Source organism: Rhizobium sp. PEPV16, from assembly GCF_008919455.1.
Classification (GTDB): domain Bacteria; phylum Pseudomonadota; class Alphaproteobacteria; order Rhizobiales; family Rhizobiaceae; genus Rhizobium; species Rhizobium leguminosarum_Q.
The window spans coordinates 57,115-69,640 of sequence record NZ_VSZV01000348.1; the positions used below are offsets into that span (position 1 = coordinate 57,115).

Genomic DNA, 12,526 nt, shown 5'->3' on the forward strand with positions numbered 1-12,526 from the left:
CGTGCGGTTACTTGCGATCGAACGCGCGACAATGACCGGGATCGTCGCAACGCTCGTGCGCAAAGGTCTCGTCGAGCAAGAGCCCGACCGAGTTGATCAGCGCCAGAAGCTTCTGCGCATCACCGCCACTGGCGCGAAGTTGTGGACCGAGCTGCCCGATCTCTCTTTCATCCGCTCGGTTGCGTTCGACGGCATCGACGACGCCGACATTGCGACCGCGGTCAGGGTCCTCCAGACCGCGACAGATCGACTCGAAAATCTTCTGCAGAAAGGAACCCATCCATGACAGTGTTGGTAACCGGCGCAACAGGGCTCGTCGGAGCCCGTCTTCTTCCGCGCCTTGTCGAAGCAGGGTGGAATTGCCGCGCGCTCATGCGCGAAGGAAGAGAGGCGCCCGCCAGTGTGAAGGCGGTGGAAGCCGATCTTCTCGATCCTGCTTCTCTGATGAGAGCGGTGGAGGGCGTATCAGCGATCATCCATCTCGCCGCGGTTTTTCGAACGCCAGACACCGACCTGATCTGGAAGAGCAACCTCGAAGGGACGCTTAACCTCATTGCCGCGGCAAAAGCGCGTGCGCCCGAGGCGTGTTTCATCATGGCGAGCACGTCCAATGTCTATGACGCGGACAGCCCGCGCCCTGGCCGCGAGAACGACGCGGCCAACCCGCAACAGGCCTATCCGGCCAGCAAGCTCGCCGCCGAGAACGCGCTGCGCGAAAGCGGGCTGAACTGGTCGATCCAGCGGTTCGGTTTCGTTTATGGCGACAAGGACGGACATCTCGAAGAGTTGCCTCGATTGGTCACCAGTTTCAAAATGCATCCTGCGCAGAGAATGAGCATGGTTCATCATCGCGACATCGCCACGGCCATGAACCTCGCCCTGACCGGAGCAATGGACGGGCGCATCGTCAACATCGCCGATGAGGCGCCGACCTCGATCTACGAGCTTGTCGCCCTGGTCGGCGGAACAATGGAACCATCGCTGGCGCCGCTCGGGAATCCATGGCACCTCCACATGGATGTCTCGCTCGCCCGCAGTCTTGGGTTCAAGCCAGACGTGAGAACAATCCATCAGGCGGCGCAGGAGAACCTGATGTGATGGCTGCCCGGCGGCGACTGTGATGGGCCTGCATTGGTTAAGAGCGAGACTGCCTCCGACCAGCATGCTCGGACATATCTCCAGCTATGACGCCAGGCCCCGGACGAAATCCAGAAATGCCCGCACCTTGGCCGAAACCAGGCTCGAGCTGTGGTGAAACGCGTAGAGGGGGAAGATTTCGTCGGCCCAGTCCGGCAGCAGTTGCACGAGTCTGTTCTGTGCGATCAGATCCCTGGCATAGATTTCCAGCAACTGCGCAACCCCGGTACCGCCCATGCATGCGCCGAGAAGCGAACCCGTATCGTTGACCATCAGGCGGCCGGACGCGGCAAGCGGGACGACCTTCTTGCCGCATTGGAATTCCCATTCAAACGGACGGCCCGTCGTTGGATCGCGGATCAGCAGGCACTGATGGTCCTGTGCGAGCTGCTCGGGGTGCGTCGGCGTGCCGTGCCTGACGACGTATGCCGGAGAAGCGCATGTCAAGACACGCGTCTCCAGCAACAGGCGAGCCTTTAGCGAGGACGGCTCAGGCGTCCCGAACCGGACGGCGACGTCAACGCCCTCGGCGACAAGATCGCCCATGATGTCCCTGACGCTGATCTCGACGGAGAGCTCGGGGTAGCGATCCAGAAATGCCCCTAGCCGGGGCGCAAGAACGTAATGGCCGAAGGTTCCATCGACGTTCACGCGCAGTCGTCCGCGCACGATCGCCTTGCTCTTGCCGGCGCTCACCGCCGCTTCTTCGATGCCAGCAAGCAACGGCGCGACGGCTTCGTAAAACCGGCGTCCTTCGTCGGTCAGCGAAATCGCCCGGGCGGTGCGGTTGAAGATGCGGATGCCCACGCGTTCTTCCAAACGCGCAACGGCGCGGCTCACCGCGGGTTGGGTCAGCCCCATCGCCTCACCCGCACGCGCAAAGCTACCTGCCTCAACCACGGCGACCACGACCCCTATTCCGCTTAGAGCGGGATTGTTTTATGTCCGTTCATATCCGGCTTCCTTGAAGTAGTTTTGGCACTCTTTCGGCGAGACGGTTTGAAGGGTGGCTGCCAGCGCGTCGTCGACAGCCTGTCGGGTTCGGGCCTGCGCCTTACGCAGCTCGTGCTTGATCTTGGCAAAGAGCTTTTCGATCGGATTGAGATCGGGAGAGTATTGCGGCAGGAAGAACAATCGGGCGCCGGCCTTGCGGATGGCGGCGCGGATCGTTCTGGCCTTATGCGAGCCGAGATTATCCATGACGACGATGTCGCCCGGCTTGAGCTCAGGCACCAGCACCTTTTCGACATAGATCAGGAAGCGTTCGCCATTGATCGGGCCGTCGATGATCCACGGTGCGCTGACGCGGTCGGCCCTGAGGGCTGCGACAAAGGTCATCGTGTTCCAGTGACCGAAGGGCGCATGGCCCAACAGCCGTTCGCCGCGCGGTGCCCAGCCCCTGAGCGGCGCCATATTCGTATTCGTCCAGGTTTCATCGATGAAGACGAGGCGAGATGGATCGATGCGATGGCGATGCTTCAGCCAGCGTGCCCGCCGGGCGGCGACATCGGGCCGCTCGCGTTCGCTGGCGACCAACGTCTTTTTTTATAACTCAGCCCTTCCTCATGCACGAAGGTCCGGACGGCGCTGTAATCCACTTTCAGGCCGCGCTCTCCCAGTTCCGCCACCAGCCCGCGCAAGGTGAACGCCTGTGCGCGGCAGCGATCGATCAGCCAGACCCGATGCTCATCTGAGATCGCCCGTGGCTTGTGGCCGCCCATCTGGCCAGGGGCCGCGCTGCCCGTCTCGCGCAAGCGCCGGACCCAATCGATCGCGGTGCTGACGCCAATGCCGAAGCGCTTGGCCGCCGCTCGGCACGACAGGCCCTCGCGCGTTACTGCGCCAACAACGCGCTCACGAAGATCATCTGAAAAAGGTCTCGCCATCCAGGCCGGCCTCCTTTACCGGCCAGAATGGTGAATCTGATTTGCACCGCAAAGGGAATCCCTATTCCGATTCCGACTAAAACAATACCGCTCTAGCAGCCGGCTATCGAAGCTCATTGGACATACTTTTAGTCATCATTGCGATGACGAGTATGCATTATTTTTATCGGCTGGGAACCGCTAAATTTCCTGTCAGCCGCTGTGCGGCATATCAGGAAAGGCAGAAGTCATGAGCGAAACTAACAAGGTGGCCCTGGTTACGGGCTCTTCCCGCGGGATCGGTGCTGTCATTGCCCAGCGTCTCGCAGGCGACGGTTTCAAGGTTGTCGTGAACTACGCGCGTGACGCCGGATCCGCGCAGGAGCTTGCCGACAGGATCGCAGCCGCAGGAGGTGAAGCGATCACGGCTCAGGCAGATATTTCCAACCCTGCGGCGGTTGCGGCAATGTTCGATACAGCCGAGCGGTCCTTCGGTGGCATCGACGTCGCCGTGAATAATGCCGGCATCATGCGGCTCGCGCCGATCGTCGAATTCGCCGACGACACCTTCGACCAGACCATCGCGATCAATCTCAAAGGCACATTCAACGTCGCTCGCGAGGCCGGCAAGCGGCTGCGTGAGGGCGGACGCATCATCAACCTGTCCAGCAGCGTCATCGGCATGCGTCTCCCGTCCTATGGCGTCTACATCGCGACCAAGGCCGCGGTGGAAGGGCTGACGCAGGTGCTCGCGCAGGAAATGCGTGGCCGAGGAATCACGGTGAATGCCGTTGCGCCCGGCCCAACCGCCACGGATCTCTTCCTCGACGGGAAGAGCCCCGAGCTCATCGAACGGATGGCCAAGATGAACCCGCTCGAGCGGCTCGGTCAACCCGAGGATATCGCCCGCGTGGTTTCGTTTTTGGCAGGGTCGGAAGGCGCCTGGGTGAATGGCCAGACGCTGCGAGCAAACGGCGGGATGTGCTGAATCCATCTGCGAGCCACAAACATCGACAATCAGAAAGATTGAGGAGATCAAGAGATGTCACATGAAACCAACACGACTGCGTCCACCGCACAAGGCGCCCGCAACACAGGCACCTGGCTTTATATCATACTGACCCTCACGGCGGCGCTGACAGCTGCGACCGCTGCCCAGACAAGTCTGCTCCTGACGCTTCCGCCGTGGGCGATGTTCATGGGCTGGGTTGCCTATTTTACGCGCCGTCCTTCTGCCGCTGAGGGCTTCCAGACCTGGGTCTGCACGGTACTCGGACTTTGCGTCGGCGCAGCTGCCATACTGGCGGTGCCGTTGCTCGCACCGACCCTTGGCAGCGTGGCGTTTCCCGTGGTCGTGTTGTGCGTGGCGCTTCCGTCATTTCGACACGCGGCCTTCCGGTCCTCAGCAACCTGCTCGGTTATTTCATTGGGCTGATCACCTTCTTCGCCGCACACCTCGAGCCGGAGCTTTCTTCAATCGCGAAGCTTGGAAGCGCCACCGCAATCGGTTCGATCGCGGGATGGGTTGTTCAGACGGTGGAGAAGAAAATCCGGAGCATCGTCACGGCTTAGTTTGGCCGACGCATCGAACGCAACACGCGAGCAAGTGGCGCCCCGATACCTCAGGCATATTCGCAAGGAGGATCAGCGCAGCACCTACCGGGTTATTGCTTGAGCAGCGAATGCCCTCGGATATCGAAGCCGCCAGCGTTGGTACTTCCGTTGGGCAGGCCACCACCAACCAGCCCGTTGCCCACAGGACCTCGGCGCGCACCTGCTGCCATTCTCCAACTACGGCGACGCGTACTGCGGCGGCTTCATCTTTTCAAAGTCGCGCGCTCTTTTCTATAAGCGGGGCTCCCCGGTGTGTAGCCATAAGCTTACCGTCACCGACGCGGCACGGCCGGCTCCCGGCGAGGAGAATTATGGCCGTGTCTGAAAAGGGTCGATCGAAACCTGCTTCCAGCGGAGCGTTGCTCAAGCCATGCCGCCAGGACGTCCTCGATATGTTCGGCATAATGAATCATGGCGCAAGACCGCTGATTTTCGGCCCCCCGGCCGCTGCGATCGGCGCACTGCTTAGAGGTATCGCGCAGTCGAGTGTCGTGCGGTCGCCCACACTGATGCCAGCTGCCCCGTAAACGAACATCGACTGCGTCTGGCAGAAAGCAAAATCCGTCAGGCTTCGGGTTTCTGGCGTTTTCATATGAATGCGATCCAGCGACCTGAAAACACCGCGCTGGTCCAAAGGGCAAGAGACAGACCGGCCGCGAGGCGACCACGGACTGTTCCCAGCCCATACCTCACATCGGCAGAACCCACACCCAGGCGCAGAACCACCACGTTCGTCCCAGCGATCGACAGGATTGCCATCTTTGTCAAAAAGGCCAGGTTGGACGCATAGTTTCCGATCCGGACCGAAACGAGCAGCAGTCCAGTCGTCGCGGCGATCGCGAACCCGGCCAGCGCCACCCGTATAAGGCCCGGAAGCGCCTCGTCCAGCTCTGCGCTGAAAACGCCAAGTAGGCGAAGATCGACAGTGACGATGCAGCCCACGAGCAGTGCGATACCCAGGATGTGCAGCGCCGAGATTGCCGGATAGAGACCGGGAGCAGTTACGATCATCCGAACGAGCGGTAACGCCTCGATCCATTGAAACGCTTCACTCAGTTGCATCCATCTACTCCCGGCGCCCAGTCCCCGGTGTAGGATACGACCTCGCCTTCCGGCAGCCGCAACCAGGTGCTGCGTAATTGATGAGGAGACAGGCAGTTGCGTAGGGCAACGATGGTAACCTGATCCCCAACTCGTAGTCTGTTGGCCAGATCGTAAAACAGGCGCACGGGAGAAAGCTCGACGTCGCGTTCTACGCCAACATCCTCCGCACGGGTCCTGAGCGGCCCGAAATACTCCCCTGGTCTGCCGAGTGCCATTGCGGGGAGTTCTCTGGCCTCAACAAGGACCGTGAAGACAGGATGAGGCGGGCTGAACGTCGCCGCAGTGATGGTCCCATGTAATATGATCGGCGCAGAAGCGTCATATCTACCTGTGACGCCATGGTGTGCGGACACGATCCCCGTGAGCGCTAAGAAGCCAAACACAGTTCCCAACACCCTGCGACCAATCCGTTTAAACATGACGCTGTCCTTTCAATGTTGCGATGGTGCGCACGGTTTTTGCAGCTGATGGTACAGCGGCCATGCTGCACGCTCCATGCGCTATCATCCGTGATTTCCTCGCGATCGTCCGGAAGCCCATGTATCCGTGCTGTGGTTGTTAAAACCGCAAAGCCATATTTCCTTTGGCTTGGGATCGAATGATATTGACGCAGCGGTTCAACTGAGGCCGGCGATTGTTTTATCTGAATCGCGACGGGCCGTTCCGCCTGACCAGCCACCTTCTCTGAAGGGCCATATCAGGCTCTGCTCTCTATCGTTCATTGCCCTCGATAGGCGATCAGAACGCTGTGGTGAAATCGCTCCGGACACTACTAAGCATTGCGCCCCGAAGCTACGCGCCCATTTCTGCCAAGCCGCGCTGGAAAAGCTTTCATGGCGAAAGCCCTTTGGCGATACCGGAGGAAAACCCAGCACCGGTGGCATTTGCTTGCTCGCATCAAGAAGGTCACTCCAAGCAAAAACTGCAAAAGAGCGCCCTCTTGAACACACGATTTACAAACTACGCAGTTTGCACCTTCCGGCTGGCATATTTGCTATGCAGGCGCTGCTGGTTCATGACGTCCTGCTTTGGCGCGGCCCCAAACGTCCGGGAATATTCGCGGCTAAATTGCGAAGCGCTTTCGTAACCGACTTGGTAAGCAGCCTCCGCCACGTTTGCGGCCTCCGCCACCATCAGGCGTCGGGCCTCGAGAAGGCGCAGTTGTTTCTGGAACTGAAGCGGGGACATTGAGGTCAGCGCCTTGAAGTGCTGGTGGAACGACGACGGGCTCATCCGAGCAATCTCTGCCAATTTTTCGATCCGCAAAGTCTGCGCGAAGTTCACGTGCAGCATGGATATGGCTTTCACTACGCGCTCGATATTCGATTCCGGTAGCGCCAGCTTGCAGAGTTCAGCGCCATGCGGCCCACTCAGCAACCAGTAGCAAATCTCGCGCATCACCGATGGATAAAGGATCGGAATTGCCTTCGGTGTCTTCGTCATCCGGATCAGACGCAGGAGGCACTCTGCCAATGGTTCGTCGACCTTGCCCACAAAAACACAAGGTCCAGGATCTGAAGCCGGGACTGGCGGGGTATCCAGCCGCTCCAGAACCTCGCGCATCGTGGCGACGTCGAAGTCGATGGTGACACCGACATAAGGCGCCTCAGGACTTGCCTCTACGATCCGACCCTTCGCCGGAAGCTCCACGCTCACGACCAGGCATTCCAACGCGCCGTAGTCCAGCCGGTCTTCTCCGAAGTGAATCTCCTTCGCGCCCTGGAGCACGACACAAAGTGACGGCCGGTAAAGCGCCCGCATCGGCATCATCGCCTGGAAAGACCGGATGATGTTGAAGCCTTCTATCTGCGTCGGAAATAGGCCCTGCCCGCCACCCTGTTCTTCGATATAGGCGGTGACCGCCGCAAGAAGCGATGACGACATTCGAGCCTCCGGTTCGTTTTGAGGCCCGGTCAAAACACGGCCGTCACGCGTTAGCGTATTGCCATCTGTAGGAATAGGCAAGTTTCTTGATGGTTCAGGCATTCTGATCATCGGACACTCCATCTAGCTTGAATGTGCCAGCCAAGCGAGGAGTGCAGTCAACATGACAGAAACAGCAGCGCGGTCAATAGATGTTCAATGAGAGCAAAACTCTACCGGTAGCAGTATCTATCGCTGCGAACGGAACGAATGCGGCTGAAAATACAAAATGGTTTCGGCCCCGGCTGCTGCGTGTCGTAGCAAACCAAGCGCGTTGTTCTTTAGCTTCCGGGCGTTGACCACTGAGCCGGCCTCGGCCGTATCCGCAAGCTCTCGCAATTCTCGAAAGGGAGACCTTCCCGATGTCCAATACTGATAACTCCCGCCGAACCTTCATGGCGCTTGCAGCCGCCGCACCGGCCGCGCTTGCTCTCAGCGGAACAGCTTCGGCGCAAACCTCCGAAGCCAGCGCTGGAACCGCCCCTCGCGCCGGACGGACTGCCGTCGTCACCGGCTCGTCGCGCGGCATCGGCGCTGCCACGGCCCGCCGTCTGGCGCGCGATGGCTATGCCGTTATGGTGAACTACCTCACCAATAGCGATCTGGCCGATCAAGTCGTAGCCGACATCAAGGCGGCTGGGGGTCGTGCAATGGCGCGCCAGGCGGATGTCGCAGATCCGGCTGCTGTCAAGGCCTTGTTCGATGCCCATGACGAGGCTTATGGCGGCGTGGACGTGGTGGTCAACAATGCCGGGATCATGAATGTCGGTCCCTTTGCCCAGATGACCGACGATGCTTTCAATCGGATGATCGCAACCAATATGACGGGTAGTTTCAATGTTCTGCGCGAGGCGGCGCGACGCATCCGTGACGGTGGCAGGATCGTCAGTCTGAGCTCGAGCATCATTCTCCAGAAGCCGGCATATACGGGTGCCTACGCGGCCACCAAGGCGGCGCAGGAAATTTACTCGAGCGTCCTCGCAAAGGAGCTGGCGGGCCGCAATATCTCTGTCAACGCCGTGTCACCAGGAGCGGTCGACACCCAGCTGCTGCGCCAGCATGGCGAGGAAGCACTCCGAGGCATCCCTGAAGCGACGCCTCTCCGACGTCTGGGCCAGCCGGAGGACATTGCAAACGTCATCGCGCTTCTCTGCTCTCAGGACGGCGCATGGATCGACGGTCAAAACGTCTTCGCGAATGGCGGCCTCGGTTGAGAACGGGGGGCATGACCTTCGGGAGCATGAGCGAACATGGCAGTTCCCCAGCAGGGGGATGCGCAGGCAGCGCACCCCGTCAAGTACGACCAATCTGCTTCTAACCCGGCTCCAGCCAAAACGAACTGAAATCGGATCACGGAAGCCGCCCCCACTCCCGCGGGTCCGAGAGGTCGCCACTCTTCCCCCGAAGCGATGGCGACCTCAGGCCACCGAAGGCGAACGCTAACAAGCGGCCTTCGGTGGCCGCAGCCGGAAGAGCATTTCACGGAACCGAAGGACCCAAAATGGCGAAGAATTGGATCACCGATCATACCGCGTCCGAACACTATTGGGAGAGACATCTCGCGGCTCGGCTCCGGAACGCTGCCCAGACGCTGAGGGGATTCTGCGAACCGAAGGCACTGTCAGTTATCACCCGCCAGGGTGCGCCAGCTGTTACCGGAGAGGTTTGACGCCTTGGACCCGCTTGGAAGCCTCATCGACTGGATCGCGACATATGGAATGTTCGGCCTGTTTGCCGTCGGACTGGCGGAGCGCTTCATCCCCGCTCTGCCGTCCTACGGCGTTCTGGTTGCAATCGGCATTGCTGCTGTCGACGGCGCCTGGTCCATCCCGGTCGCCATCATCGTTACGACGACCGGAAGCTTTTGCGGAGCGCTTGCCCTCTACCTGCTCGTTCGCGCAGTGGGACAGAACAGGTCCATCCGGCTGCTATATTGGATTGGCAGTTTGCCGGGCCTGTCATCAGCACGCATCGATAAAACTCTCGCATCATTCCGCGCGCGTGAGCGCACCCTCATCTTTATCTCCCAACTCATTCCGACGGTGCGCCTCATCGCACCTGTGGTCGCCGGGCTCATTCACGCGGACTTTCGTCGATTTGCCGGCGGGACCTTGCTGGGCATCACTCTATGGAATGGCCTGTTCATCGCGGCCGGCTATTTTGCGGTGCTGGTAGCGCCTGGGATGACCGCTTCGATCATGGCGATAAAGATGCTTGTCCTCCTCATCGCAACCGAGGCGCTGCTCGCGCTGACATGGCGAGTGGCCGCTCGGTACCGGTGGCGAACAACCCCAAGGGAGAGCCGCTCATGACAAGCAAAGCGGCCGACGCCTTCCACTTCTTTCGTGCCTGGCTCTCCGAGCCGCTCCGTGTCGCCGCAGTCATGCCCTCCGGGCGCGCGCTGTCGGCTCTGATGGTATCGGAGGTCTCGCCCGAAATGGGCCCGGTTATCGAGCTCGGCCCTGGGACGGGTGCGTTCACACGCGCTCTGATCGCGAAAGGCATAGCCGAAGAAAACCTGGCGCTCATCGAATTCGGATCGGATTTCGCCGCTAAGCTGAGTTTGTACTTTCCACACGCAAAGATCCTCAGGATGGATGCGGCCAAGCTGCACGATGTCGTTCTGTTCAACGGCGTGCGGGCGGGGGCAGTCATCAGCGGGCTTCCGCTGCTCTCGATGCCCCCTCGAAAAGTCCTCTCGATTCTGGATGGTGCGTTTGCGCACCTCCGCGCCGATGGCGCGTTCTATCAGTTCACCTATGGCCCGCGGTGCCCGATCTCAAGGTCTCTGCTCGATCGTTTGGGCCTGAAGGCGAATTTCATTGGCCATACCTTTGTGAACATTCCTCCGGCAGCCGTCAAGGTGCCAAGGCCGAGTGTGGTGAGGGTCTGCTGCGTTCTCGGAATCGTTCGTGTTCGCGCGGATTTCGCGGCAGCCGTCTCCGGCACGCTCGCTTGGCCCTGGGCGTTGGCCCCACCGGAAAGGAACGGTGTTGTAGCCCGTATGGTGGCTCCCGTGCCTAGCGTACCGATGAAGCCGCGCCGGCTGAAGCCGGAATTCTGCCGTTCGCTCATGCAATAGTCTCCTTTGTTGTAAGCTTGACTTCATGCACGGACCTCTGCGCATCGCGGGCTGGATGACCGAACCACCTAGAACAGACCTTCGATGCGGATCGGCGGCTTTCGAAGACGCCGCCCAGTGGCATGAGAGATCGCGTTTGCGCGCACGACGGCTAGGTCACTGCCGCTAAGCGACGTGCGATGACCGCTCCGACCCGCGAGGAGCCGGTGGCGCGGCGAGTTTGGATGGCTGAGATACCAATGGCTCAGACCACAAAGTCGAAGCGTGCGAACTGACCGTCGCCAGCGGGGCTAATGGTCATGAGCAGCGTTTCGTCGAAGATCCGGTCGCGCGCATTGCCCGGCTCGCCTGGGAAAAACAGCTGCGTTGTCAGGACAACTCCGCCCGGACGCTGAACCCGGAAATGAAAGTGGCGCGTGCGTCCCGGATAAAGCGCCGGCACCACGGTGTTGAACCACCACCGGCCTTGCTCATCGGCGAACTGGTGCCCACGCAGGCGAAAGCCCGAACGATCGTACTCGCCGTTCTCGTCCGCCTGCCAGATTTCGACGAGGCTGCGCGACGTGGGGCGACAGCGATCATTGAGGACGTAGCCGGCCACGGTGATCCGTTCGCCGCGGGGCGCCTCCAGATATAGATCCTGCTTCAGAGGTGAGTTCGGCTTGAAGAACGGGCCGGCCTCGCGGGCGGGTGTCGGCTCGTCTCCGTCGGCGCAGGCGCGTGTCAGCGGCAGCGACGGCGCCTCCTGTCCGAAAGCGACCGCTTCGGATAGTGGCACCAGCGGCATGGCGAGAAAACCCGAAAGAAGTGCACGCCTTGATGTCGTCATTGCGGGGCCTCCGTTGCTCACCGGATTAGAACTGCCAATTGACCGGGACCCAGGCATAGGCCGTGTCTGTCTTGAGTATGCGACCGAGACCCGGGAATGGATAGTGGAAGCCGAGAACGAGAAGCCGGTCTGCCGCCGCCATGTCGAAGATGCGGCGGCGGGATGCGAGTGCGGTGTCCTTGTCGCGATCTGGCCCAGGCGTCCATGGCCGATCGACATTGACGATCGGGTGGTAGGCAAGATCGGCGGTCAGCAGGAGCTGATCGCCCCCCGATTGAACAAGGAAGTTTGCCATGCCGGGGGTGTGGCCGAATGCCGGAAGTGTGGTCAGCCCAGGGACGATCTCCGCGCCGGCTTCATACAACTCGATCCCGTTGGTGACCGGTTCGACGCTTCGCTTGATGGCCGCTGCGAAATTGCGACGGAAATCCTCCGGCACTGGCATATAGGAAAGGTCGGGATCGTTGCGGACGAAGAAGTCCCAGTCTGCCCGTGGCGCAAAGACCGTCGCGCGAGGGAAAGCCTTGCCGCCGTCAGCCGTCCGAAGATTGCCCACATGATCGGGATGCGTGTGGGAGACCACCACGACGTCGATGTCCTCGGGCCGCAAACCGATGGCGGCCAGATTGTCGAAGATGCGACCGCCTTGCGGTCCCATGGTCTGCCCGGCTCCGGCTTCGAGAAGGATCCGCCTGCCATTCGTCTCTATAAGAAGCGTGTTGAGATTGAGCGTCAGGCGGTCGGCCGGCAGGAAGGCGCGTCTCAGAACCTCCTGCAACTCCGCCTCCGGCGCATCGCTGGCATAGACCCGCGGAGGACCACCGATCAACCCGTCGCTCAACACGGTTGCAGAAATGTCGCCGACGCGAAAGCGGTAGTGGCCAGCATTTCCACTCTGGGCTGGGGTAGGTGCGGCGGGAGCAGCCTGCGCAAAGGCCAAGCCGGTCGGCAAGATCAGGCCCGTCACGGCCG

At 60.7% G+C, this 12,526-nt stretch carries 12 protein-coding genes and 1 pseudogene; 7 read left to right on the forward strand and 6 right to left on the reverse strand.

Going from position 1 to position 12,526, the window contains the following annotated elements:
* Positions 1-286, forward strand: a pseudogene (locus FY112_RS29530) (winged helix DNA-binding protein); the annotation flags it as partial.
* Positions 283-1,098 (forward strand): NAD(P)-dependent oxidoreductase, encoded by an 816-nt coding sequence (locus FY112_RS29535; RefSeq protein WP_151519918.1) that lies wholly within the window; start codon positions 283-285, stop codon positions 1,096-1,098. The pseudogene FY112_RS29530 and the gene FY112_RS29535, both read left to right, overlap by 4 nt.
* 84 nt (positions 1,099-1,182) lie before the next feature.
* Here FY112_RS29535 and FY112_RS29540 read toward each other — a convergent pair whose 3' ends face one another.
* Together FY112_RS29540 and FY112_RS29545 are read right to left on the reverse strand one after the other, a co-directional pair.
* Positions 1,183-2,046, reverse strand: coding sequence for a LysR family transcriptional regulator (locus FY112_RS29540; RefSeq protein WP_246700771.1), 864 nt, complete (start codon positions 2,044-2,046; stop codon positions 1,183-1,185).
* A gap of 30 nt (positions 2,047-2,076) precedes the next feature.
* Positions 2,077-3,023 (reverse strand): IS630 family transposase gene (locus tag FY112_RS29545; RefSeq protein ID WP_181018297.1). Its coding sequence is split into 2 segments (ribosomal slippage): positions 2,077-2,682 and positions 2,685-3,023, totalling 945 coding nucleotides; the frame shifts between segments, so codons are not numbered across the junction.
* Positions 3,024-3,252: 229 nt separating this feature from the next.
* On the opposite strand from FY112_RS29545, the gene FY112_RS29550 reads away from it, so the two are divergent.
* Together FY112_RS29550 and FY112_RS29555 are read left to right on the forward strand one after the other, a co-directional pair.
* Positions 3,253-3,990 carry an SDR family oxidoreductase gene (locus FY112_RS29550; protein ID WP_151519921.1) on the forward strand — a complete coding sequence of 246 codons (738 nt, stop codon included), beginning with the start codon at positions 3,253-3,255 and terminating at the stop codon, positions 3,988-3,990.
* Between the two features lie 54 nt (positions 3,991-4,044).
* Positions 4,045-4,437, forward strand: coding sequence for a DUF1097 domain-containing protein (locus FY112_RS29555; RefSeq protein WP_210384812.1), 393 nt, complete (start codon positions 4,045-4,047; stop codon positions 4,435-4,437).
* Between the two features lie 767 nt (positions 4,438-5,204).
* On the opposite strand, the gene FY112_RS29560 is transcribed toward FY112_RS29555, so the two are convergent.
* Both FY112_RS29560 and FY112_RS29570 read right to left on the reverse strand, forming a co-directional pair.
* A complete protein-coding gene (locus tag FY112_RS29560) occupies positions 5,205-5,678 on the reverse strand; it encodes a hypothetical protein (RefSeq protein ID WP_151519922.1) in 474 nt (157 codons plus the stop codon).
* Between the two features lie 1,002 nt (positions 5,679-6,680).
* Positions 6,681-7,604 carry an AraC family transcriptional regulator gene (locus FY112_RS29570; RefSeq protein ID WP_151519924.1) on the reverse strand — a complete coding sequence of 308 codons (924 nt, stop codon included), beginning with the start codon at positions 7,602-7,604 and terminating at the stop codon, positions 6,681-6,683.
* A 401-nt stretch (positions 7,605-8,005) separates the two neighbouring features.
* Here FY112_RS29570 and FY112_RS29575 point away from each other — a divergent pair, with 401 nt between their 5' ends.
* From FY112_RS29575 to FY112_RS29585, 3 genes are all read left to right on the forward strand, one after another.
* Positions 8,006-8,857: an SDR family oxidoreductase gene (locus FY112_RS29575; protein ID WP_151519925.1), complete on the forward strand. Its 852-nt coding sequence runs from the start codon at positions 8,006-8,008 to the stop codon at positions 8,855-8,857.
* A gap of 459 nt (positions 8,858-9,316) precedes the next feature.
* Positions 9,317-9,955 (forward strand): VTT domain-containing protein, encoded by a 639-nt coding sequence (locus tag FY112_RS29580; RefSeq protein ID WP_151519926.1) that lies wholly within the window; start codon positions 9,317-9,319, stop codon positions 9,953-9,955.
* A complete protein-coding gene (locus FY112_RS29585; protein ID WP_246700779.1) occupies positions 9,952-10,725 on the forward strand; it encodes a phospholipid methyltransferase in 774 nt (257 codons plus the stop codon). Before FY112_RS29580 ends, FY112_RS29585 begins: the two co-directional genes overlap by 4 nt.
* A 244-nt stretch (positions 10,726-10,969) precedes the next feature.
* Here the strand turns inward: FY112_RS29585 and FY112_RS29590 are convergent, their stop codons facing one another.
* Positions 10,970-11,554: an intradiol ring-cleavage dioxygenase gene (locus FY112_RS29590; protein WP_151519927.1), complete on the reverse strand. Its 585-nt coding sequence runs from the start codon at positions 11,552-11,554 to the stop codon at positions 10,970-10,972.
* Positions 11,555-11,579: 25 nt separating this feature from the next.
* A partial coding sequence (locus FY112_RS29595) for an MBL fold metallo-hydrolase (RefSeq protein ID WP_246700772.1) occupies positions 11,580-12,526 on the reverse strand: 947 nt, incomplete at its 5' end.